The following is a 21699-nucleotide window of genomic DNA, read 5'->3' as shown; positions in this document are numbered from 1 at the left end:
GTTACTTTAAGATTTTCCTCATCTTACGAACAGATTCTTCCATGCCATACTCCAACGCATAACACACCAAAGAATGTCCAATATTTACTTCCTGAAGATGCGGCAACTTATTGATAAGCTTGGAGTGTTCGTAATCCAAACCATGCCCCGCATGAACATTCATCCCCAGATAATGAGCCCACTCGGCCGCCTCGCACAAACGCTTCCATTCCGCGTTCTTTTTGGCTCCTTTGAGTGCCACCCATTTACCCGTGTGGAACTCAACAGCATCCGCACCAGCCTCATAGGAAGCCTCAACCTGCTCGATGGAAGGCTCAATAAACATGGAAATTTCAATACCGATACGCTGAAGCTTTTCAACCATCGGAAGCATTTTTTTAAGGCCTCTTTTCACATCCAGACCACCTTCCGTGGTCAGTTCCGCCCTTTTTTCAGGAACAAAGCACACCCAGTCCGGACGATACTTTTTTGCAAAGGAGACCATCTGTGAAGTCGCTGCCATTTCCAGATTCAATGGCACCGGGCACTGCTTTGACAGGAGCTTTAAATCCTCTAACTGGATATGGCGACGGTCTTCGCGCAGATGAATGGTGATCTGCTCTGCACCGCCCTTCACGGACTTTTTAACCATATCCAAAAGGTTTGGATACGCTGTTGTTCCACCACGCACCTGACGAAGGGTTGCCACGTGATCCACATTCACACCAAGACGAATTTTATTTTTCATATTTTCTTCAGGGTGATCCGGCAGGATCACCCCCCTTTTAATTAAGACAGTTCTTTTTCCAGGAACGAGGCAATTTCTTCTGCAAACTGAGTGATCTGGGTCTTATCAGAGCCTTCCACCAGAACGCGAATCACCGGCTCTGTCCCGGAGAATCGCACAAACACACGACCTGTCCCCGCCAGCTTCTTTTCAATGGCGTGAATCATGTCATTGTATCCGGCAAGTTCATTCAGCTCCGCACGGCGTTTTACGCGGCAATTGATCAGTATTTGCGGCACATCTTCAAAGACGTGATTCAAGTCACTCATCTTTTTCCCTGTTTGCTTCATCACTGCCAGCACACTCAAAGCCGCGATACAGCCATCCCCTGTGGTCGTATGATCCAGGAAAATAATGTGCCCGGATTGCTCGCCTCCCAGGTTGTAACCGTTCTTGCGCATCTCTTCGACAACGTACTTGTCACCCACGCCTGTTTTCACAAGCTTGATACCGGCCTCATTCATACGCTTCTCAAGACCGAAGTTGGACATTTGTGTCGCCACCAGAGTGTCCCCCTTAAGAAGCCCGCGCTCTTTCATATGAAGCGCACAGATTGCCAAAATACGGTCTCCGTTAACGATCTCACCCTTTTCATCCACCATGATCACGCGATCCGCGTCACCATCAAGGCTGATACCAACATCCGCACGGTACTGCAAAACAGCTTCCGCCAACTTTTGCGGGTACAAGGCACCGACCTTGTCGTTGATATTCACGCCATTAGGATCATCACCTAGCTGAATCACTTCAGCTCCCAATTCCTGGAACACGGAGGGAGCCACTTTATAAGAAGCTCCGTTAGCCGTATCCAGAACAATACGCATCCCATCCAGAGTGTACTCCAGAGGGAAAGTGCCCTTCACATAAACAATATAGCGTCCCTGAGAGTCTTCGATGCGACGTGTACGACCGATCTCTTTGCTTGGAGGCAGATGCGGCGTCAGATCCTCTTCCAACACCAGACGTTCGATCTCGCGCTCCATGTCTTCAGAGATTTTAAAGCCGTCAGAACCAAACACCTTAATCCCATTGTCGTGGAACGGATTGTGAGAAGCCGAAATCACAATACCTGCCGCCGCACGCATGGTGCGAGTCAGATACCCAATCCCCGGTGTTGGCAGAGGTCCCACCAACTGAACGAAAATACCCATGGAATTCAACCCAGAAGCCAAGGCTTGTTCAATCATGTAACCGGACAGGCGCGTGTCTTTTCCGATAACAACTTTACGAACGGCGCCGGGAGTGTGCTCCACTTCCTTGCGCAGCAGATAGCCGATCGCCTGACCGATCTTTACAACCATATCCGGCGTCATGGGCCACTGATTTGCAGTGCCACGAATACCGTCTGTTCCAAACAATCTTGATTTTTTTTCCACTTTATTGGCCTTTTTGTTCGTCACGAGGCTTTTCCTTTATAGACAATACTTCAGCTTGAATTTGATTGGGTCGGACTCCCAAGATGCGAACCCCCAGAGGAACTTCGATCTTACTTAGCGGAATATCCACATTCACCACCCCTTCGCCACGCTGGGAAATATCCAGAGTGATATTTTGCGAAAGAGAGCTTTCCAAAAATTTCTTTAACGAAGATCTCGGTCCAGAAACCTTCACCTTGATATGATCCGTCGTCTGAGCCACTACATGAGTGCCCGGCGCGGTCACCAGATCCACATCAATATTTTTACTTAAAACAAAATCCCGGCGCCCCAAAATAGTCAGCCACAAAATCAGGGAAATGAAGAGCGCGACGACTTTATAACTGAAATTTTCAGTAATCACATTCGACCAGCGGCGTCTCATGAAACCTCCCCCTGCTGAGAGAAAGCTTTGTACTTTAGTCCGAAGGTTTCATACAGGGCTTTACGGATATCACCGAGTTCGACGTTAGGACTTAAATGGCCCCCTTGAACAATACCGATGGATTTATTTTCTTCAGAAACAACAAAGACCAGAGCATCCGTTTCCTCGGTCAAACCGATGGCGGCTCGGTGTCGAGTTCCCAGATTTTTATCCAAAGCCGGATTTTTACTGAGCGGAAGGAAACAACCGGCGGAATGAATTTTACCATTACGAATTAACACAGCCCCATCATGCATCGGACTTTCCGGATGGAAGATGGAGGCCAACAACTCGGCCGAGACTTTGGATTCCATCTCAGTTCCGAATTCAATATGGTAATCGATCACGATCTCACGTTCGACCACCACCAGCGCTCCGAAACCTTTTTGCGCCGTCAGAATGATGCCTTTGGCAATTTCTTCGATCACTTGCGTTTCCTGAATCGTGGAAGCGTCACTGAAGAACGGATTACTGCCGATATGAGCCAGGGCACGACGAATCTCGCCCTGGAACAGAACCACCACGATCACAAACAAATTAGAGAAGAACTTTTCCAGAATCCAGTTGAAGGTGAAAAGTTCCAGCCAAATACTGAGGATATAGCCGATGGCCAAAACCCCCAGACCCGAAAGCATCTGGATGGTACCAGTCCGTTTGATCAGGACCAGGATACGATAAACCACCATCCACACCAAAAGCATGTCAATAGCATCCTGCACCCGCAGGTGCTGGACGATAAAGACAAGATTGTCGATGAATTGCTGCAACATCAAGATGCCTTTATAACTGGTTGTCGTTAAAAACACCTGCCGACTAAAAACGTCGGCAGGTTCAATGTTCAGATATTTTTTAGATCGTTACCGGTCCGGTATTGCCTACCGGGTCGCCGGAAGATCCTTTCTTTTCCGCGGCACTCATGATCGCGGCATTGGTGTCTTTTTTGGTGTTGCGGTATTTTTCGATTTCCGCAACTGCCGCACCGTTCACCAGCATGTCCACCTCGTGGCCGTCGATGGTTTCGTACTCAAGCAAGGCCTGAGTCAAACGCTCCAGCGCGTCCTGATGGTCACGCAGAATCTGGATAGAGATGTCGTAGCCAGTCTTGATGATCTTTTCAACTTCCGCATCGATCTGCTCGGCCTTCGCTTCAGAATATTCTTTCTGCTTGTTGCCGTAGTTCATGCCCATGAAGACCGGGTTGTCGCGAGTTTCGTAAGCCAAAGGCCCCAATTTGCTCATACCCCATTCGCACACCATGCGGCGAGCGATCTCTGTGGCACGCTCGATGTCGTTACCAGCACCTGTCGTAATATCTTTAAAGATCAACTCTTCCGCCGCACGACCGCCAAACAAGAAGGCAATCATGTTTTCAGCTTTGGACTTGGACAAAGACACACTTTCTTTTTCAGGCAAGGTCTGGGTCACACCCAACGCCATACCGCGAGGGATGATCGTCACCTTGTGGATCGGATCCAAACCGCTGAGTTTTTTACCAACCAGCGTGTGTCCCGCCTCATGGTATGCCGTGACCTTTTTATCTTCATCAGAGATCACCATCGAGCGTCTTTCCGCACCCATAGTGACCTTGTCTTTGGCTTTTTCAAAGTCTTCCATGTCCAGATACTTTTTGTCAGAACGAGCCGCCACAAGGGCTGCTTCATTCACAAGGTTCTCCAGATCCGCACCCGAGAAGCCTGGCGTCCCACGTGCAATTTTAGACGCATCCACATCAGGACCCAATGGAGTCTTACGCATGTGTACGGCAAGAATTTGCTCACGACCTTTCAGGTCTGGCTTATTGACGATCACACGGCGGTCGAAACGACCTGGACGAAGAAGTGCAGGATCCAGAACGTCCGGACGATTGGTCGCAGCGATCATGATCACACCTTCAGAGGATTCAAAACCATCCATCTCAACCAGCAACTGATTCAGAGTTTGCTCACGCTCATCGTGACCACCACCCATACCAGCACCACGATGACGTCCAACCGCATCGATCTCATCAATAAAGATCAAACATGGAGCATTCTTTTTACCCTGTTCGAACAAATCACGAACACGGCTGGCACCGACACCGACGAACATTTCAACGAAGTCAGAACCGGAAATTGTGAAGAATGGAACGCCCGCTTCACCCGCAACGGCGCGAGCCAGCAAGGTTTTACCAGTTCCCGGAGAACCTACCAGCAAAACCCCTTTCGGGATACGGCCGCCCAGTTTGGTGTATTTTTTTGGATCTTTCAGGAAGCTTACGATCTCTTGCAGATCCTCTTTGGCTTCATCCACACCTGCAACCTCTTTGAAGGTCACGCGGTTTTTATGCTCCGTCAGAAGGCGCGCGCGAGACTTGCCAAATGACATAGCCTTACCGCCCCCGACTTGGATCTGGCGCATGATGAACAAGAACATCGCCACAATCAGAATCAATGGCAACCAGTTCACAATCAAAGACTGGAAGAAGCCGCCACTGTCTGCACGCTCGTAGTTCGGAGTGATCCCGTGCTGTTGCAGGAATTTGTATCCTTCATCTTGCGTGTTACCGATGATGGCAAAGTGGGTTCCGTTATACTTCTTTTCAAAGTCAGGCTTCATCTCGCCGATAATTTCACTGGTATCCTGACGGAAAGTGACAGTCGCCACTTCACCGGCTTTTACGGCCTCAGTAAATTTGGAGAAATTGAAGTCAGCAATCGCTTTTTGATGCTTGCTCTCATAGGCTTGGAATAAAAACACAGCCATGATGATCAGGAAGAACCATAGAGCCAGCGTTTTCTGGGTTGATCGCATTTCAGTTCCTTTCAGTCGAAGGTCTAATTACCCCTCAAGGGTAGCATGATTACCATCTCAAAAAAAGAAACTTTAGAGTGAGAATTCAGTCCTCTCAAATCAGGACTGGACCTTGATTTGCTCTGCGTTAACTTCCCATTGGCAACCTGCGACTTTAAATGTGATCACTTTTTGCGACTTGTCCAGGCGCTTTTGAATTTCTTCGAGGTGAGACTGGGAAAAATCTTTTTTCCCCAGCGAGTACAGGTACTGAGCCAGCAGCCTTTTTTGCTCAAAAAGACTCAATGTGAGGTAAAACGCCCTCTGCAACCCCTGTGACTTATAAGCCTCATTTTGGCTCAAAAGATCTCCCCACGGGCGGTTTTCAATCTCCTGCGCAATGGTCTCTAAAGACCTCGCCAAAGCCGCAGTCGAGCCTCTGGAGCGTTTTTCAAGCGCTTTCAGCCAATCCTCCCGCACCCAGTTACGCAAGGGGTCCAGGGACTCATTACTTGGGTCTTCAAAGCTTCGCAGCTTCTCTTCGCGCAGGTACTTTTTCAGTTCTCGCTTTGAAATCTCCAAAAAAGGCCGGAACAATCCATCACGCAAAACATGCATCGCGGTAAACCCCTGTGCCCCTGTCCCACGAATCAGTCGCATCAGTCGGGTTTCCAAAAGATCGTCCCGATGATGTCCAGCCGCAACAATCTCAAATCCCTGCTCTTTCTTCAGGCGCTCCAAAGCCTCATAACGCAGGTCACGATACTCGGCTTCCGATTTAGCCAGCTGTGAAGCCTTTAAAGGATAAAAGTCCACTGCCAGTTTTTTGCACAACTTTTCACAGAAAACCTGGGCCTCTTTGCGATACTCCTGATTGGAATCCTCGCCATGATGGAAATAACAAACCCCCAGAAGTTCCTTTTTATGAACCTTGGTCAGAGTTCGCAACAGCGCCACCGAATCCGTGCCGCCGGACACTGCCACCAGAATCTTTTTGTCCTTCAGACCGTGCAGCTTGATCAACTTCCAAACATGATGATCCAGATCCTGTTTTGCTCTTGTCAGCTTCACCTAAACTCCCGCGACAGCGACTGTCTTGATATTCACAAACTCCAAGATTCCGAAATGCCCCAGCTCCCGACCATAGCCGGATTCTTTCACTCCGCCAAAGGGAATGCGCGCATCGGATTTCACATAATCATTCACCACGACAAATCCGGCCTGCAACTCTTTTTCAATGAGCTCTTTTCCTTTTTGAATGTTTCTGGTGAAGACTCCCCCACCCAAACCAAACGGAGACGAATTGGCAATTTCCAAGGCTGTCTTTTCGTCTTTGGCTATAAAGACTGAAGCCACGGGGCCAAAGACTTCCTCTTGGTGAACGTCCGGGTTGTCCTTTTCAAAAACCACCACTGTTGCAGGATAGAATGCCCCCGGCCCCTGCGGAGCAGACCCACCAAGCACCACCTTCCCGCCCCAGGCTTTTAATTTTTCCACCTGATTCACAATGGTTTTTTGAAACTTCACCGAAGCCAAAGGAGCAAGCTCTGCCGCCTTCATTTCATTTGTAAAGTGATGTAGAAAATCTTTGGCCACCTTTTCATGCACAATAAAGCGTTTGCCGGCCACACAGCTTTGTCCACAGTTCACCAGGCGCGCCTTTGCACAGGTCTTAGCCGCCATCTCGACATCGGCATCCTCCAAAACCAGATAGGCATCACTGCCACCAAGCTCCAAGACAATCTTTTTCAGATTCTTGGCCGCCTCCATCGCCACAGCCTTTCCTCCCTGACTGCTTCCCGTAAAGGTCACACCGTGCACAGCGGGATGTGCAATCACCTGAGCTGCAACCTCATGATTCACCTGCAAGTTGCGCAAAAGTTTATAGTCCGCCGTCAGGTCGTTAAAGATCTTACCAATCAGCTCGGCCGTTCCCGCGGTTAAATCCGCATGTTTAAGAAGAATCACATTGCCTGCCATCAAAGCCGGCGCCGCAAATCTTAACACCTGCCACAGTGGAAAATTCCAGGGCATCACACTAAAGACCACCCCCAAGGGCTGAAAGCTGACCTCTGCATGAGCGTAGGGCGAAGACACCGCCACTTGATTCTTAAGCATGCCTTGAGCTTCTTTGGCATAGTACTCACAAGTCACAGCGCATTTTTCAACTTCTGCTTTCCCCTCAGAGATTAATTTACCCATCTCTTGGTTCATGACTTGAGCCAAATCTGTCTTATGGGTACGCAAAGCCGTCGCCAGTTTGTGCAAAACTTCCGCGCGGTCCTTAAAAGAGACCTTACGCCAAATTTGAAAGTCTTTGGCCGTCTGCTCGATTTGCTTTTCTGCCTCGGCCCACGAAAGATGCTGATAGGATTTAAGGATATCCCCAGTTGCAGGGTTCACGGTTTGAAAACTGCTCATGACAACCTCCGAAAGATTTAAGGTTGCCACATTTGCAGGACTCACGCCTCTCTCGGCGCGTCGGATGAGATTTTACAAGGTGAAAAAGACTTCCTGGAAGGACATGATAAGGCCTCCGAGGAAAGCCATGGTCATCGTTCCCCATGCCAAGGACTTATAGAATTTGCCAAGCTGCATGGCGCCTCGAGCATAGGCTCTTTCCGTGGCCAGAGCGGGAATAGGCATTAGCACCGTTCTGATAAACTGGTGACAGCAAGCGCAGAATAAAGTCACAGAGATAAGGCTGAGAAGAAGTTGTTCCATACCAAACTCTTCGGCAGGACAGTGTCTCAACTTGAGATCTACTTAGGTCCAGCTTTAAGTGCTAGGCTTTTTCCTCTGAAGAGTCAGCATTGTCTTTTTTGATAATATCAATTTCAGCTGTGATCTTGAACTTGTGCGTTTCTGCAAACTTAGAAGCTTCTTTTACGAAATCAATTTTCTGAATGATTCCAAGAATTTCTTTTGTCACTCTTTGAGTAACTTCTTCCTTGGATTTGTTGGCTCCCTGAATCAGTAAATTCAAGGCCTCTTTGGGAAGTTTTAACTCGGACACATACGCGCGCAAGCTTTCTTCGGTCATAAAAGCCGCACTGACGCCTGCGGTGAAGACCTTCTTCACCGTATCACCCAGAAGACCTTTGAGGTCCCCGGACTGATCTTTGTCGTCTTTTTTGCTTCCATCAGTTGCCATAAAGTTGTTTCACCCGCTTGTGATAGCTGCTGATCATGTTCGGCAAATTCACGCTGACCAAGGCATTGGCGATCGGACCGGGAACAAACATGCTGAACGTGGCTTCCACAGAATAAGTCGCTCTTGTTTTACCAGCTTCATCTTCCAGCTTCCAGGAACCCACAGAGGTTTTAAACACATCACCTGAAGCAAATTCCCACGTGATGCCTTTGGGAGCTGTTTCTGTCATCCATAGAGAATACTTGAAACTTTTAATAACAGCCACATTGTATTCCACCAGCTTGCGATTGCCCTCCGTCTTAAGCACGGTGCATTTTTTAACTTCTGGCAGGAACTCGTGATACTTTTCGTAGTCAGAGATAATTTTAAAGAATTGTTCGACTGTACAATTAAAAACTTCTGTTGTGGATGCTTTTGCCATAGGCCTTTAGTGTGACTATTTGTTTACAGCGAGTCAACGCAGGCCTAGACCATAGAATGATTATGTTACATATGCTTAGAAGTTATCAAAGTACTGCCGAGTCATCTACTTTTTCTTAAAAAGAGCTTCTGCAGCAGCTCGCAGCGCGGCTTTTTTATCTTCAGCCGAATTGGCCCCTTTGCGAGGCGTGAAGTAGTCACAGAAGTTGGCACGGTCTTTTTCACGCACCACGTCCGCCTGAGTCTCACGGCATTCGTTGTAAACCTTGGGATCGTAGTGCTCACAGTTTTTACAAACATGCACATCCGAACGACATTGCGGGCACTCATCACGGCGGCCGACGTTCCCTTGGAACGTCAGCTCTTTGTTGCAATTAAAACAATGCAATGTTGTTGCCATATCTACTTGCTCGGCTTGCGATGCAGATCATGGAACGCTTCAATGGTTCGAATGGTCCCTGTCTGAGAACGCATCACCACAGAGTGGCTTTTCGCCTTTCCGTCAGGAAGGAAGCGAACACCCTTCAAGAACGGTCCGTCCGTCACGCCAGTAGCGACAAACATCACAGAGCCCGAGGCCAATTCATCCACTGTGAACTTCTTATCCAGATCCTTGATACCCATGCGAGTCGCGCGCGCACGCTCCTCGTCGTTTCTGAATTTCAGACGACCCTGGAAGTCGCCCCCCAGACACTGCATTGCGGCCGCGGAAATAACACCTTCTGGCGCTCCACCAATGCCCATCAAAAGATCAATGCCAGAATCCGGCCATGCAGCACCGACAGCGGCTGACACATCCCCATCCCCGATCAAGTGAATGCGTGCGCCGGTTCGGCGAACTTCCGCAATCAAAGCCTCATGACGTGGGCGGTTCAAAATCACGACAGTCAGATCATTCACCGCTTTATCCAAAGCCTTGGCCACAGCATGAATATTTTCCGTCGCGGATTTATCGATGTCGATGGAACCTTTGGCCGCCGGACCGCAGGCGATTTTGTCCATGTAGGTGTCCGGAGCATGCAGGAACTTACCTCTTTCCGCCACGGCGATCACGGAGATGGAGCCCACTCCACCTGTTGCACAAATAGTCGTACCTTCCAGTGGATCCAAAGCGATATCCAATGCCGGAGCATCGCCACCCGAGGTGTCACCGACTTTTTCACCGATATAAAGCATCGGCGCTTCGTCACGCTCACCTTCCCCGATCACCACAGTGCCATCCATGCGGATGATGTCGAAAGCTTTTCTCATCGCATCCACGGCGGCGGCATCAGCGGGTTTTTCTTCACCGCGGCCCACCCAGCGAGCGGAAGCCAGAGCGGCTGCTTCGGTTACACGTACGAATTCTAAAGCCAGGTTTCTGTCCATGGTTCTTTCTCCAGTTCGTTATTCACAATGGCTTTCATATCTGCCGGAAGTCTTAATAGTTTTAAATCCAACCCCAGTGGGACGTGGATGGTTTTTGCGACCGAACACACCTCGCCACCACGTCCACGCAAACGATACTGGAACACCAGTCGATTGCCTTCGGTGCGGGCCTGAACCTCAATCTCCAGATCATCGCCGAAGAATGTGGGTTTCACATGTTTTACCTGCGTCTCATAAACTGCAAAATGACTGGCGGACCCGGGCTTTTGATAATCCAGCAAACCTTTGGAATGTGCCCAGGCAACCCGGGCTTCTTCATAAAATCTCAGGTAATTGCTGTGGTGAACAATCCCCATCAGGTCTGTTTCGTAAAACTGCACTTTGTGACGATGAATAAACATTGATTATTTCTAGTCTAAATTGCTACCTTAAGTCTAGCAATTCTACGGAATGGAGAGCTTGTGGCCGTTACAGAGTTTCAGAAGAATCTTGCAACCAGAATCACTCTGAGCCGAGTGTTTTTTGTGCCTGTTATTGTGGCACTGATGTGGCCGAACACGCTGCCCTGGAATATTGCCGCTGCCTGCTGCTTCATTCTAGCCTCCATCACGGACTACTATGACGGCTACTATGCCCGCAAGTACAATGCCGTCAGCAATTTCGGGAAGTTCATGGACCCGATCGCTGACAAAATCCTGGTCACTAGCGTTTTGGCCATGCTTTTGGCCCAAGGCAAAATCGACGCCTGGATGGTCATCATAATCCTAGCCCGGGACAACTTTATCGGGGGGATCCGCTCCGTTGCCGCGGCAGATCAAATTATCATTGCCGCCAAACCGGCTGGCAAGTGGAAGACCGCCATGCAGATGGTCGCCATTCCTATTGTAATTATTGGAAATATGGACCCGATCGTGCCCTATTTGGACAAAATCGGCTACGGAGTCTTGTGGGTCAGCGTCATTTTGAGTATAACCAGCGGTATTGAATACTATTTAGGTTATCTTAAGAGTCGCAAGACCGACTGAGCGAAAACACGTATGTTAATGCAATACACCCCCAGCAACTGGTTCTTTATCTTCCTGGCGCTGCTATTATGCAGCTTCGTGAAGCTTTCGTCTGGGAAACCGCAAAGTCCAATCCAATACGCCAGCGCCTCTATCATCTCTGCTCTTCGTTAAAACTGAACCAATTGCTGACCAGTATTTAGCTCCAGACTCACAATAGCCTCTAAAGCCCCCAACTGCGCATTGATGACCCCCGCACGGGACCTAAATAACTCGGCCTCCGCATCCAGAACATCTGTATTCGTCCGCACACCAACGCGCTGTCCTTGACGGGCCAGACGGACACTTTCTTCAGACCTTTGCACGTCACTGATTCGCGCCTCATAAACAGCACAATGGTAAAGATATCTTTTGCGCCAGAAATCAAAATCACGTTGAGCTTTCAATTCAGCCAGGCGCACGGATTTGCCTGCCTGATATCTCTGTTCAACACTTTGTTTGGATCTTGAAATCGATGCTCCATCAAAGATGTTCCAACTCAGCGTCACCCCAACCTGATACGCCTCCCTGAAGCTCTCATAGTCATCAAATCGATCGTTGCGATTGTTGTAGTACTGATACTGCCCCACCAGGGCAACACGTGGCACCCAGTACCGTTCTGTCGCCGCCTCCTGGTAGGCAAAGCTTTCCGCCTTACGACGAAGTGAGCGCAGATCCTTGCGCTCGGTCAGATCGGCCTTTTTGAGTTTTGCCACCAGTTCTGGTGTCAGTATCGGCAGCGTCCCCTCCACGTCTGTTAAATCCTGCTCTCTCCCCAAGGCCTCACTCAAACGCCCCCGACTTAGCTCGACATTGTCCAGAGCATTTAAGAGCTCCGATTGCACCTCACTCACCTGCACTTCAACCCGCAGCACATCGTAGTTGGTGGATGAACCGACCTTCGCAAAAAGACGGACATTTTTTAAGTGATCCTGCAAAGCCCGCACACTTTTCTCTGCCACGTTTTTCAATTCTTTCGCGGCCACCGCCTTAAAGAAAAGCAGCGTAACTTCTCGTTGCAACTGAAACCGGACCCATTCAAGCTCGTCTTTGGCAGCTTCCATGAAGGCATTGGCCCCGAGATACCTGTTCGTGCTTGAAAAGCCATCAAAGATGGACCACTGAGCCGTTAAAGAGGCACTTGTCGTGGGGACGATTTGAGGAATGGAAAAAGAGGAGTTTGCGATGTCCACATCAATCAATGCATATTTTTTATCAAACAAATAACTGGCCTGAGCAGACAAGGTGGGAAAAAAGCCGGAAAAGGATTCATTCTTTCTCCAACCGGCTTCATGATATTGCGATTCAGATCTTTGCAGTTTGGGTGATTGCGCAAGAGCCTCATTCAACGCCTCTGACAGACGAAGACTTTCAGCCTGCACGCGACCGGATAAAATCAAAGACAAGCTGAAAACAAGCACACTTTGGAAGTGGATTAGATTCATAGAACATCCCATTTTTAATCAGCTCAGAACCCGTAATATCCTTCAAACATTGGATAATCGCTGCCGTGCAAACTTCGCTCTCTTTTAATTGCGGCTTCAACAATCGGAATGAGGTTTTTATGCTTCTTGTTTAATCTAAAATAAAGTGGCACCGTGACTGAAAAATCCTTCACTTGCTCCAAACTTATAAATCTTTTGTTTGTTTTTTTAAAATCCGAAAAAACGGCATCGCTCATAATGACGTAATCGCATCGTTTATGAAGAAGCATATCCAATGCCGCATCTAAAGTATTTACACCGATAGTCCTGAGCTTGTTTTGTGCAATAAAATCTTCAATGCCTTTGACGTTCAAAGGAAGCACACCTTGAAGAGAAGATATATTCTTCTTATCTATGACCTCATTCTGTCTATGCACCAAGATGTAACGAACTAAAATGAACGGAAATGAAGTCTCCACAAGATTACTGTAACCGTCCGAAGAAAGTTTGATTCGAGCCAACTCCCCATCCATATCCCCCTTATCTGCTAGAAAGCTGCCTCTTTCGATCGGAAGAGACGTATAGATGACCTCGATATTGTCCCGGGCTAATGCATTTTTGATAAAGCGCATGATTTCTTTATAAGGTGTAGAATCGAGATGTGTATCCGAGGCAGAAATTTTCAAGACGGTACGAGAGTCCGCCTTGACACTAAGGCTTAAACCTAAAATGACTGCTGCCAGGATATTAAGTGTGGATTGGAGAAACCCAGGAATCATCATGCTTAAACCTACACAACAGTGCAAAGTCCTTCAATCGATTCTCAGCAATCATGTCAATGTTTTCAGATTACAAAACAGGTGGGTTGCGTTCGCATCCAAAAGCGCAGACGAACGCGAATGTGATCTGTCAAGAACTCGAACAATTTACTTGAGTTTCTCTTCTATCGCCGCCAGTCGACGCTTCAGCTCCTCGTTCTCTTTCTGCAGGACCAAGACTTTACTTTCAAGAGTGTGGATCTGATCCTTGTTCATCTCGCACTTGCCATTCACCTCGCGGACCGCCTCGATCAACGGCGCCACAAGCTTTGAGTACGCCACCGACTTAAAGCCTTTGGAATCTGTTTTAACCGCCTCCGGGAAGACTTTTTCAATATCCTGCGCAATCACACCGACATCATGTCCCTGCTCGAAGTTCCAGTCAGGATATTCATCCTGACGCCAGTCAAAAGACACACCTTTTAGGTTCAGAATTTTTTCAAGGGCCCGTTCAATGGGGACTATGTTCCTTTTTAGACGCTCATCTGAAGCGTTCACGTAAGCCCCAACCCCGGCCACTGTTCCATTGGCGTGAAACTTATAGCTTGGGTTGATGCCGACCCCCACATTGCCTCCAAGGATCGTATGACTGACGTTGGGACTGCCAGCAACCCGATATGAGTGCAGAATCGTTGCTCCGGCGGAATAAGCGTCGTTCATGTTACGAAGAGCGACATTGCCGTTTTCGTCAGAATAGAATTCGGTCCAACGCATGTTTGCTGGCGCGTTGGGGTTGTACAACTCAAATGCCGACATCTGTCCCGTGGCTGAAGTGGCGCGAATTCTTCCCACCGAATCAAGTTGCGCATTAGGGGTCTTGGTTCCAACTCCAAAACCACCGCAGACAACCCAAGAAGCTCCAAAACTGGAAAGATGCGAACAGTCATTATAGTTGCCAGAGGCATCCGAGTTCTGCACCGTGATCGTGGCAAGTCGATTCCCCGCACTGCCCCAACCCGGTCTGAAGACGTAGCTTGCATGTGTGCCTGCTGTCGGCACACCACTGAAGTACATTCCGCCACTGTTGAAAATAGTGGCACTGCTGCCATTGTCAACGCGGATATTCCCGCTGACATGAAGGGACTGTGCTGGGGAGGCTGTTCCCACTCCCACATTCCCCGCGGCGGTCACAGTCATTCGTGCGACACCGGCAGTTTCCAATGACAAATTGTGAGAGCTGTTTGTGCCAAGCACCGCTGTTCCTGCCACCGTGTTACCACCAATAACAAAGGCATCGGTGATTCCATAACCAGCCACAGTGGTCGGATTGGTTCCAGCGGTCACCCGCCCTTTTGCATCCACCGTCACTGACTTATAGGTTCCTGCCGTCACTCCACTCCCCGCCAAAGTCATCGCGGTGGAACCCGCTGCGGAAGTCACATCCCCAGTGAAGGCCGGCATCCGCGCCGCCGCAAGAGTGCCGCTAGTGATTTTTGAGGCATCCAGCGCAGGAATATCCGCAGCCAATAAAGCAGCTCCACCCGTCACCCGCCCCTTGGTATCCACTGTGACCTTGGGATAAGTTCCCGCCGCCACTCCCGTGGTTGTCAAAGAGGGATTGGGATAGGTTCCGGCAAGATCCCCTCCGGCACTTCCACCTGGTACAACCCCTGAGATGGTAATATTCGAGGCTGCCGTCAGGCGCCCCTGCGCATCCACGGTGAAGCCGGGAACCTGAGTCGATGATCCATAACTACCAGCCACAACCGTCGTGTTCGCCAGTTGAATCGTTCCCGAACCTGTGATCGTCCCGCCGGACAACCCCGTGCCGGTGGCCACACTTGTCACGGTCCCACCGGATCCCGCTGCTGAAGCCAGCACTTCCCAAACACTGCCCGTGTCGCGATAAATACGTTTGCTGTCACTGGCAACATACAACCGACCCGCAACGGCCGCCGCAGGCTTTGCCGCATCAGTGCCTGATTGCAAGCTGGGTGTCCCTCCCAGGTTTGTCACCGCATTGGTAATTCCATATCCAGCCAGACTCGTTGGCAAACCCGATGTGATCTGACTCCAGGACAATCCCAGATTCTGACATTGAAAACTTCCCGCCACTGAATTCCAGTACGGAGCCTGGTTCACCGAACAATTAGCCGAGCCCACTGCGCTGTTAAACGCCGACTGTGTCAAATAGGAACTCAATGTCGTCGCAAGACCACTCACATCACTTGTGGCGATGGCCGAAGGGGTCCACTGCGCCCCATTGTATTTTAAGAAATTCCCCGCCACCGGGGCACTGTTTGAAACCGCAACCCCTTGTAAAGCGCTGACCGCTGGAGCCGGATAGGTTCCCGACAGATCCCCGCCAGCAGAACCCTTCGGCACACGAGAATCCGACAAACGAGCATCATCACCGGCAGCCACGGTTCCGGCCACGGTCCCAACTTTTAAAGTCAGCGCGGGAGTTGAAGTTCCATTTGAGATCGTCAGATACGTGTTCGTGGAACTGACTTGCGTGACCGTTCCACCATTGGCCCCACTAATTCCTTCGCAAATAAAATCGGATCCATCCCAAGAAAGAAAAGTCCCCGATGAACAAATCGGAAGGATATTTTTAAGCACAAATTCTGATGCACTATGAGCCCCCAGCTTCGCCGCACTGCTAGCATATGCCGCATAGGGAATAGAGCGAATCAACGAATCCGGTGAAATCGTCTTCCAACCTTCACCGTCGTGAAACTTTACACGCAAGCGCCGCCCTTCATTAAAGGCCGGACTGTAGCTGGCACCACCATCACACACAAAGGTCGCAGAATTATTAAAGCTGTCCAGAATATTGAATCCGGCATCTGCAGGATACTGCTTCGCCCCCGACCCAATGGCCACATCAAAAACCCCTCCGGAGTTCACCATATTGATGCCGTTAACTTGCTCACGATAGAGCACACAAAGTCCATCGGGGCTTGTGACTTCAAAGTTAAAGCTGACGTTGAAAAATTCAAGGGGCTGGCCAGAACTTTTTAAAATGCGCCCCTGGTAAGTCAAAAACTGAGGAGCCCCGTGTGCCAGAGATGACACAAGCAAACCCAACCCGACAATGACCCGACACGTTCCAAAAAAGTTCATATCTATAAGATCGGGAGGCCTATGAACTCACTAAAACCATGAAATATGAAAAACGAGTCGCATTCACGAATGAAATTACCTAGCCGCAATGGTTTCTTAATGAAGCCAATTCGTTTTGAGATCACAAGGTGCCTAAGCGTCACCCGAGAGCAGAGATATGACAAAATGCCCCCGACAGCTGGAAAAATAACAAAATAAGACCGAAGATGAAAAGTATCTTCAACGACTCTCTTGAGAGGATTCAACATGCCCCCCGCACACATTCGTTTCTTGGAAATGGCCGTCAACCTTGCTGCCGAGAATTTGCAAGAACACCACGGCCGCCCTTTTGGTGCAGTTCTAGTCAAGGACGGTGAAGTGATCGCCACCGGAGTTAACGAAATTCTAAGCACTCAAGATCCCACGGCCCACGCGGAACTTTCTGCGATTCGCGCGGCCAGTCAGGTGCTTCAATCACCGCGTCTTGATGGTTGCGTGATTTATGCCAGCGGCCAGCCCTGCCCTATGTGTCTAAGCGCAATGCATTTGACAGGCATCAAAGAAGTGTACTTCGTACTTTCAAATGCAGATGCCGAACCTTATGGACTGTCCACGGCAAAGATCTATGAAGAAATGCAAAAACCTCTGGGTTTGCAGAACATCAACGTACAACAACATTCAATCACTGGCGCTCGCGAACGCCTTTATGAAGGCTGGAAGCGACAGACTAAGAAATAGGAATCTCTTTAACCTTATCCTTGCGGCGAACATACAGAACTTTATCCACTTCTGCCACGACCTCATTTTGTTCATCAAAGAGCTGCACCACAAATACAGGTTCGACCTTATAGGATGCGGCTGCCTGCTCTACAATCGACTTCAGTTCGTCCTCCGTCACGGAGAAGCGCGCGCGAATGCGTCCTTTGCCGGGCTTTTTAAAACGAATCGTCGCAGACTTGTCCCACACAATGTAGTCACGTCCCAGCTTCTGAATAAGAATCAGCATGATAAAGGGATCGGTCATCGAATACATGGATCCGCCAAAATGAGTCCCCACGTAATTGGCATTCCAAAAACGCAACTTCATTTCAACATCGATATAGTCAAAATTGGGCGCCACCTTTTTCACACGAACACCAGCCCCTATAAACGGAGGCCAGAAACTCATAAATCTGATTACCCAAGGACGCATCATTTTAAAATTCTCCCACCAGAGAATTTTATTGAAAGCCTGCAAATATTGTCAGCCATTTTATTGAAAATTAGGACCGGCTTAAAAAGCTCTTAACTGCAGCAGTCGATAACTTAGCAACACAAACATTATAATACCAGAACCCACCAGATAGACCTGCCGATCAAAATTACCCAGAAGGAACAACGACGCTGCCAGCGCCATCACTGGCAGCACAGGGTAACCATACCAGGACCACGGAATATAAAAGGCCCTTTTTCGTTGCGGCTCTTTGCGCCGAAAATAGATCACAGCACTATTGACGATAACAAAAACCACAATCGTCACAAACGAGGACACGCTTGCAAGGACCTCGATCTTTTCCAAAAGAAGAAATACCAGCGACACAAAAAAGATGAAAACAGAAGACAACCAGGGACTTTGCCTGCGGGGCAGAATCATCGAAAATACCCGGGGAAGATCTCGTTCACGCGCCATTCCCAATGCAATTCTGCTGGCCGCCAGTAAAGAAATCATCACCGTATTGGCCGTCGCAAATAAGGCCACACCCCCCAGAGTTCCGGCGGCTTTGACTGAATATGGACGCAAAGCCTCACTGAAGACAGCATCAGAAAAACTCAACGCCGACACATCCATCAATGCCAAAGCAGACAGACTGACCAGAACATAAAGAACCGTGGTCAGGGCCAAACTTCCCAATATGGCCTGTGGGATAATCTTTTCTGGATTCTTGGTTTCTTCAGCCAGATTCACAATACTTTCAAACCCCAGATAGGCAAAGAATATCAGCGAGGCCCCCGAAGCCACCCCCCAGGACAGCGGTGCCTTCAGCGCCTCACCAAAATCCGGCTGATGGGTTCCATAATATATAAAAACCAAAAGTCCTGAGATCTCAACCAGGGTGAAGGCAATATTCAGCCAGCCCGACAGACGGACCCCCCAGATATTAATCAGCGTAAAAACCGCAAGCACCCCTATGGCACAGATGATTTTAGGAACACCCCAAAACACCCCCATATAGGCGGAAAAGGAAAGCGCCACCGTGCTGGCCGAAGAAATAGCGGCAAACACCATCAGACAGCCGCACAGAAATGACAACACTTTATGTTGAGGCAGGATCTCCCGAAGATACACATACTCAGCCCCCGCTTTCGGAAACAAAGTGGATAATTCAGCGTACGATAAAGCCGTTAAGAGCGCAGCCACGGCTGCCAGCACCACGCTGAACCACAACCCCTGCTGTGCAACTCCCGCGGCCTTGCCAATAAGTGAATAAACCCCCGCCCCCAGTATCATCCCGGTGGAATAAAACGTCAGCATCAGAAGTCCCAATGACTTCCGCACCTAGTACCCCTCCTCGATTTCCTGCTTTACACTCATAACGATTCGATCTTTGGCATAGATATATTCTGCAGGATATGCAACCCCACCGTCAGTCCGCAGAGAGGCCAGAATCCGCGCATAAAGCTCTGCCGCATGCAACCCCTGATCCGCGACGTTTTTGAATTTCGCCCTCACACTGGAACTTCGTCGGCTTATATTGTAATAAATAAGATCCATCCGCCGCTCGACCTCTATAGCCACGCAAGACAGATCCACGGGAACACCACACTTGCGATCCGCGGGAACGAAGTCTGTGACCTCTTCGGTTAGATCTTCAATCCGCCCCAAATGATGAGCCGCCAAATTTTCCAGACGAGTCGACACATATAAAATCTTGTTGGCGTAGTGCTCTTCACGCTGTTTTTTGTTTTTAAGATAAGTGTGCGTCTGCGCCGCCGCATTGGCATAGGCTTTATAGGCCACCTTGTGACCCGTAAGATCCGAAACAAGCAAAACCTTATCCGCCTCGGTGATTTGACCTGTGTTCAATAGCCGATCCACCAAAGCCAACACCTTTTGTTGTGCCTGATCCATTGCAAGATCAGCCTCCCGAGGAGTCGCGGCAATTAATTGAAGGGACATAAACAGGACACCGACGGCAATGGTAAAGCGAACCATAGTCACCTCCTGGACACAGTACAATTCATAGCGAGGCTTGGGCCAAACGAAGAATCCCGATCGTGCTATCTTTCATGGTCCAGTTCGGGCTTGTTAAATACCTGCATTTTGTTTCACAATAAAAGTTATGAAAAGACTACTGATGATTTCCGCCCTGACTTTATTTGCCGGCTGCTCCAGTCAGCCCAAGATCACGACAGAAGAAGCCGAAGCCCGTCTTCCCAAGGCGTCTCCACCACCTGGAGGCGGAACCAAGACCTATGGAGGAACTCCGGCTCCCAATGCCATTGAGCTGACACCCGCGAAAGACGCCCCGACCGTGGTCGAAGGAAAGAGCTGCGACACTCCGCTGGGTACGATTCCCGATGGTGGCAAAGCCACTGGATACCTTCAGGCCGTCGTCCCCGCCGATGATATCTGCATCTCGGATACGATCACTTGTAAAGATGGAGTTTGGTCAGGACAGGCTGTTCACCCCACCTGCAAAAAAGAAAAGTCCAAATAAAAAAGGCGCCCATGAGGCGCCTTTTTTACTTTAAAGACTCAATTCAGAAAATGCGTGGGTGGTTTCGTCGTAATACCAAAGTTGTCCACTTTCCAAATCAAAGTAAACTCCCAGAAGCTGCAGACCACGATTCTGCACAGCCTCTTCAACAAAGGGGAACGTGCGAAGATTCTGCAAAGATGTCACGATGGATTCCTTTTCACACTCTTTACACAAAGTATCCACATCGGCGTGAGGAGCACGACTTAGAACCTTTTCGCGTGCATCACTGGCAATGGTCATCCATTGCGCCACAAAGCCGTCTTTTTTCACATTTTCAGTTTGGAACAGGGATCGGATGCCCCCGCACTGACGATGCCCCAGAACCACAATGTTTTCGACTTTCAGGTTCACCACGGCAAACTCGATTGCCGAACTCACCCCGTGAAAACCAACCGAGGATTCAAAAGGCGGCACCAGATTGGCGACGTTACGAATGCAGAAAATTTCCCCAGGCGAGGATGAAAATAAAATAGCAGGGTCAACACGGGAGTCACTGCAGGCGATCATCAATGTCTTGGGACTTTGCCCCGTGGCCAAACGACTAAAGACGGAGGACTCTTCGTTAAAAAAGCGGTCGTGAAATCGGCGGAAGCCGGCATACATCTTGAGGATTTCTTTTTTCACTGGCGATCCTAGCGTTGAAGGTAGTTTTTTATTTCTGTACCACCGGAGGAGGATCATGAAAAGGACAAATAAACGTCAGAGAAAGGAAAAATGAAAAAAAGGGGGCATTAGCCCCTGCTTAGCGTCACCTATTCGAGATGAGCCAAACAGGACAGCAGAGTGGAGTTTTGCGCCTCAATATCTGCAGAATCACCGAACAATTTAACCTTTAGGGATGAAAGAAATTCCATCATAGAAGCCTCCTTTTTCTGTTATTGCTTCATGAACACACAATAACAGAATCCCCCCGCCGGGAGTGAGGCCATTTATGGAAAACAGATATGCACCAAATGCATACTTAAGGTCTTAATATGTCTAAAATATAGACACCCTCAGAACCTAAAAATCCTGCAACCCCAGAATCTCCTTGCAAGATTCCATATGCCGCTCAATCTCAGCCAAGGATTTTTCCAACTTCAACATTTCACGCTCGTCCACTTCAGCTTCCATCGCGGCCAGGACAATGGGATGTTTTTTCAACCACTGCCCCTGCTTGGAAGCATAGTTTTCCGGCACCCCAGAGCGAAGAGCGGCCATGCGCGCATTGCTGTCCTTGAGATACTCAACAATGAACTTCAGAGTCTCCAAAGTCAGAAGCTTGCGGTGTGCTTTAAGTCTTGATGAAAAGCCAACTTGCCTGATTCTCATGA

The 21699-nt window shown here is 49.1% G+C and carries 25 protein-coding genes; 4 read left to right on the top strand and 21 right to left on the bottom strand.

All coding sequences use genetic code 11. From position 1 onward, the window contains the following. Position 1: 1 nt before the first annotated feature. The 13 genes from ACZ5ZV_RS09235 to ACZ5ZV_RS09175 form a co-directional block, all read right to left on the bottom strand. Entirely contained in the window at positions 2-727 is a 726-nt protein-coding gene (locus ACZ5ZV_RS09235) for a pyridoxine 5'-phosphate synthase (RefSeq protein WP_464121129.1), read from the bottom strand. Positions 728-768: 41 nt separating this feature from the next. Continuing rightward, positions 769-2142, bottom strand: coding sequence for a phosphoglucosamine mutase (gene glmM / locus ACZ5ZV_RS09230; protein ID WP_464121406.1), 1374 nt, complete (start codon positions 2140-2142; stop codon positions 769-771). A gap of 1 nt (position 2143) precedes the next feature. Next, a complete protein-coding gene (locus tag ACZ5ZV_RS09225) occupies positions 2144-2566 on the bottom strand; it encodes a CdaR family protein (RefSeq protein ID WP_464121128.1) in 423 nt (140 codons plus the stop codon). Next, positions 2563-3375 carry a diadenylate cyclase CdaA gene (gene cdaA, locus ACZ5ZV_RS09220; protein ID WP_464121405.1) on the bottom strand — a complete coding sequence of 271 codons (813 nt, stop codon included), beginning with the start codon at positions 3373-3375 and terminating at the stop codon, positions 2563-2565. The genes ACZ5ZV_RS09225 and cdaA overlap by 4 nt, the downstream gene beginning before the upstream one ends. Before the next feature lie 79 nt (positions 3376-3454). Continuing rightward, positions 3455-5395, bottom strand: coding sequence for an ATP-dependent zinc metalloprotease FtsH (gene ftsH, locus ACZ5ZV_RS09215; RefSeq protein WP_464121127.1), 1941 nt, complete (start codon positions 5393-5395; stop codon positions 3455-3457). A gap of 99 nt (positions 5396-5494) precedes the next feature. Beyond that, the gene (tilS, locus tag ACZ5ZV_RS09210; RefSeq protein WP_464121126.1) at positions 5495-6445 is read right to left on the bottom strand and encodes a tRNA lysidine(34) synthetase TilS; all 951 of its coding nucleotides are present in this window, start codon (positions 6443-6445) and stop codon (positions 5495-5497) included. Then, positions 6446-7795 carry an NAD-dependent succinate-semialdehyde dehydrogenase gene (locus tag ACZ5ZV_RS09205; RefSeq protein WP_464121125.1) on the bottom strand — a complete coding sequence of 450 codons (1350 nt, stop codon included), beginning with the start codon at positions 7793-7795 and terminating at the stop codon, positions 6446-6448. It abuts the gene before it with no gap. 72 nt (positions 7796-7867) lie between these two features. Continuing rightward, the gene (locus ACZ5ZV_RS09200) at positions 7868-8098 is read right to left on the bottom strand and encodes a hypothetical protein (protein WP_464121124.1); all 231 of its coding nucleotides are present in this window, start codon (positions 8096-8098) and stop codon (positions 7868-7870) included. Between the two features lie 61 nt (positions 8099-8159). Beyond that, positions 8160-8528, bottom strand: a complete 369-nt coding sequence (locus ACZ5ZV_RS09195) for a hypothetical protein (protein ID WP_464121123.1) — start codon at positions 8526-8528, stop codon at positions 8160-8162. After that, positions 8518-8949: a type II toxin-antitoxin system RatA family toxin gene (locus tag ACZ5ZV_RS09190; protein ID WP_464121122.1), complete on the bottom strand. Its 432-nt coding sequence runs from the start codon at positions 8947-8949 to the stop codon at positions 8518-8520. The genes ACZ5ZV_RS09195 and ACZ5ZV_RS09190 overlap by 11 nt, the downstream gene beginning before the upstream one ends. A gap of 105 nt (positions 8950-9054) precedes the next feature. Continuing rightward, complete coding sequence (locus tag ACZ5ZV_RS09185) at positions 9055-9348, bottom strand: hypothetical protein (RefSeq protein WP_374001819.1); 294 nt, start codon at positions 9346-9348, stop codon at positions 9055-9057. A gap of 2 nt (positions 9349-9350) precedes the next feature. After that, positions 9351-10316 (bottom strand): class II fructose-bisphosphatase, encoded by a 966-nt coding sequence (gene glpX / locus ACZ5ZV_RS09180; protein ID WP_464121121.1) that lies wholly within the window; start codon positions 10314-10316, stop codon positions 9351-9353. Next, positions 10295-10717 (bottom strand): acyl-CoA thioesterase, encoded by a 423-nt coding sequence (locus ACZ5ZV_RS09175; RefSeq protein ID WP_464121120.1) that lies wholly within the window; start codon positions 10715-10717, stop codon positions 10295-10297. The genes glpX and ACZ5ZV_RS09175 overlap by 22 nt, the downstream gene beginning before the upstream one ends. A 60-nt stretch (positions 10718-10777) precedes the next feature. Here ACZ5ZV_RS09175 and pgsA point away from each other — a divergent pair, with 60 nt between their 5' ends. Both pgsA and ACZ5ZV_RS09165 read left to right on the top strand, forming a co-directional pair. Continuing rightward, entirely contained in the window at positions 10778-11341 is a 564-nt protein-coding gene (gene pgsA, locus ACZ5ZV_RS09170) for a CDP-diacylglycerol--glycerol-3-phosphate 3-phosphatidyltransferase (RefSeq protein ID WP_464121119.1), read from the top strand. Positions 11342-11353: 12 nt separating this feature from the next. After that, entirely contained in the window at positions 11354-11494 is a 141-nt protein-coding gene (locus tag ACZ5ZV_RS09165) for a hypothetical protein (RefSeq protein ID WP_262552195.1), read from the top strand. Here the strand turns inward: ACZ5ZV_RS09165 and ACZ5ZV_RS09160 are convergent. The 3 genes from ACZ5ZV_RS09160 to ACZ5ZV_RS09150 form a co-directional block, all read right to left on the bottom strand. Then, on the bottom strand, positions 11491-12804 hold the full coding sequence (locus tag ACZ5ZV_RS09160) for a TolC family protein (RefSeq protein ID WP_464121118.1): 1314 nt from the start codon (positions 12802-12804) through the stop codon (positions 11491-11493). The two genes, ACZ5ZV_RS09165 and ACZ5ZV_RS09160, sit on opposite strands and share 4 nt — an antisense overlap. Positions 12805-12827: 23 nt before the next feature. Beyond that, a complete protein-coding gene (locus ACZ5ZV_RS09155) occupies positions 12828-13565 on the bottom strand; it encodes a type 2 periplasmic-binding domain-containing protein (RefSeq protein WP_464121117.1) in 738 nt (245 codons plus the stop codon). A gap of 144 nt (positions 13566-13709) precedes the next feature. Further along, positions 13710-16619, bottom strand: coding sequence for a tail fiber domain-containing protein (locus ACZ5ZV_RS09150; protein ID WP_464121115.1), 2910 nt, complete (start codon positions 16617-16619; stop codon positions 13710-13712). Positions 16620-16913: 294 nt separating this feature from the next. On the opposite strand from ACZ5ZV_RS09150, the gene ACZ5ZV_RS09145 reads away from it, so the two are divergent. After that, the gene (locus ACZ5ZV_RS09145; protein WP_464121113.1) at positions 16914-17384 is read left to right on the top strand and encodes a nucleoside deaminase; all 471 of its coding nucleotides are present in this window, start codon (positions 16914-16916) and stop codon (positions 17382-17384) included. On the opposite strand, the gene ACZ5ZV_RS09140 is transcribed toward ACZ5ZV_RS09145, so the two are convergent. From ACZ5ZV_RS09140 to ACZ5ZV_RS09130, 3 genes are all read right to left on the bottom strand, one after another. Further along, positions 17374-17841, bottom strand: a complete 468-nt coding sequence (locus tag ACZ5ZV_RS09140) for a DUF4442 domain-containing protein (protein WP_464121111.1) — start codon at positions 17839-17841, stop codon at positions 17374-17376. The genes ACZ5ZV_RS09145 and ACZ5ZV_RS09140 overlap by 11 nt on opposite strands. A gap of 78 nt (positions 17842-17919) precedes the next feature. Continuing rightward, entirely contained in the window at positions 17920-19182 is a 1263-nt protein-coding gene (locus ACZ5ZV_RS09135) for an APC family permease (RefSeq protein WP_464121109.1), read from the bottom strand. Continuing rightward, the gene (locus ACZ5ZV_RS09130) at positions 19183-19839 is read right to left on the bottom strand and encodes a hypothetical protein (RefSeq protein WP_464121107.1); all 657 of its coding nucleotides are present in this window, start codon (positions 19837-19839) and stop codon (positions 19183-19185) included. A gap of 127 nt (positions 19840-19966) precedes the next feature. Here ACZ5ZV_RS09130 and ACZ5ZV_RS09125 point away from each other — a divergent pair, with 127 nt between their 5' ends. After that, positions 19967-20344: a hypothetical protein gene (locus ACZ5ZV_RS09125; protein WP_464121105.1), complete on the top strand. Its 378-nt coding sequence runs from the start codon at positions 19967-19969 to the stop codon at positions 20342-20344. 30 nt (positions 20345-20374) lie between these two features. On the opposite strand, the gene ACZ5ZV_RS09120 is transcribed toward ACZ5ZV_RS09125, so the two are convergent. Together ACZ5ZV_RS09120 and ACZ5ZV_RS09115 are read right to left on the bottom strand one after the other, a co-directional pair. Continuing rightward, positions 20375-21010, bottom strand: coding sequence for a carbonic anhydrase (locus ACZ5ZV_RS09120; protein ID WP_464121103.1), 636 nt, complete (start codon positions 21008-21010; stop codon positions 20375-20377). Positions 21011-21388: 378 nt separating this feature from the next. Further along, complete coding sequence (locus tag ACZ5ZV_RS09115) at positions 21389-21697, bottom strand: terminase small subunit (protein ID WP_464121101.1); 309 nt, start codon at positions 21695-21697, stop codon at positions 21389-21391. Positions 21698-21699: the final 2 nt, after the last annotated feature.

The sequence above is a fragment of the Bdellovibrio sp. HAGR004 genome, from assembly GCF_055397015.1.
The sequence above is the reverse complement of the archived record's forward strand: the minus strand, read 5'-3'. Positions and strand labels throughout refer to the sequence as shown.

Excerpts from the sequence above, each read along its gene's own strand:
- ACZ5ZV_RS09235 (WP_464121129.1), bottom strand. The coding sequence starts at position 727 with ATGAAAAATAAAATTCGTCTTGGTGTGAATGTGGATCACGTGGCAACC.
- ACZ5ZV_RS09225 (WP_464121128.1), bottom strand. The coding sequence starts at position 2,566 with ATGAGACGCCGCTGGTCGAATGTGATTACTGAAAATTTCAGTTATAAA.
- cdaA (WP_464121405.1), bottom strand. The coding sequence starts at position 3,375 with ATGTTGCAGCAATTCATCGACAATCTTGTCTTTATCGTCCAGCACCTG.
- ftsH (WP_464121127.1), bottom strand. The coding sequence starts at position 5,395 with ATGCGATCAACCCAGAAAACGCTGGCTCTATGGTTCTTCCTGATCATC.
- ACZ5ZV_RS09205 (WP_464121125.1), bottom strand. The coding sequence starts at position 7,795 with ATGAGCAGTTTTCAAACCGTGAACCCTGCAACTGGGGATATCCTTAAA.
- ACZ5ZV_RS09200 (WP_464121124.1), bottom strand. The coding sequence starts at position 8,098 with ATGGAACAACTTCTTCTCAGCCTTATCTCTGTGACTTTATTCTGCGCT.
- ACZ5ZV_RS09195 (WP_464121123.1), bottom strand. The coding sequence starts at position 8,528 with ATGGCAACTGATGGAAGCAAAAAAGACGACAAAGATCAGTCCGGGGAC.
- ACZ5ZV_RS09190 (WP_464121122.1), bottom strand. The coding sequence starts at position 8,949 with ATGGCAAAAGCATCCACAACAGAAGTTTTTAATTGTACAGTCGAACAA.
- ACZ5ZV_RS09185 (WP_374001819.1), bottom strand. The coding sequence starts at position 9,348 with ATGGCAACAACATTGCATTGTTTTAATTGCAACAAAGAGCTGACGTTC.
- glpX (WP_464121121.1), bottom strand. The coding sequence starts at position 10,316 with ATGGACAGAAACCTGGCTTTAGAATTCGTACGTGTAACCGAAGCAGCC.
- ACZ5ZV_RS09175 (WP_464121120.1), bottom strand. The coding sequence starts at position 10,717 with ATGTTTATTCATCGTCACAAAGTGCAGTTTTACGAAACAGACCTGATG.
- ACZ5ZV_RS09165 (WP_262552195.1), top strand. The coding sequence starts at position 11,354 with ATGTTAATGCAATACACCCCCAGCAACTGGTTCTTTATCTTCCTGGCG.
- ACZ5ZV_RS09160 (WP_464121118.1), bottom strand. The coding sequence starts at position 12,804 with ATGAATCTAATCCACTTCCAAAGTGTGCTTGTTTTCAGCTTGTCTTTG.
- ACZ5ZV_RS09155 (WP_464121117.1), bottom strand. The coding sequence starts at position 13,565 with ATGATGATTCCTGGGTTTCTCCAATCCACACTTAATATCCTGGCAGCA.
- ACZ5ZV_RS09145 (WP_464121113.1), top strand. The coding sequence starts at position 16,914 with ATGCCCCCCGCACACATTCGTTTCTTGGAAATGGCCGTCAACCTTGCT.
- ACZ5ZV_RS09140 (WP_464121111.1), bottom strand. The coding sequence starts at position 17,841 with ATGATGCGTCCTTGGGTAATCAGATTTATGAGTTTCTGGCCTCCGTTT.
- ACZ5ZV_RS09130 (WP_464121107.1), bottom strand. The coding sequence starts at position 19,839 with ATGGTTCGCTTTACCATTGCCGTCGGTGTCCTGTTTATGTCCCTTCAA.
- ACZ5ZV_RS09125 (WP_464121105.1), top strand. The coding sequence starts at position 19,967 with ATGAAAAGACTACTGATGATTTCCGCCCTGACTTTATTTGCCGGCTGC.
- ACZ5ZV_RS09115 (WP_464121101.1), bottom strand. The coding sequence starts at position 21,697 with ATGAGAATCAGGCAAGTTGGCTTTTCATCAAGACTTAAAGCACACCGC.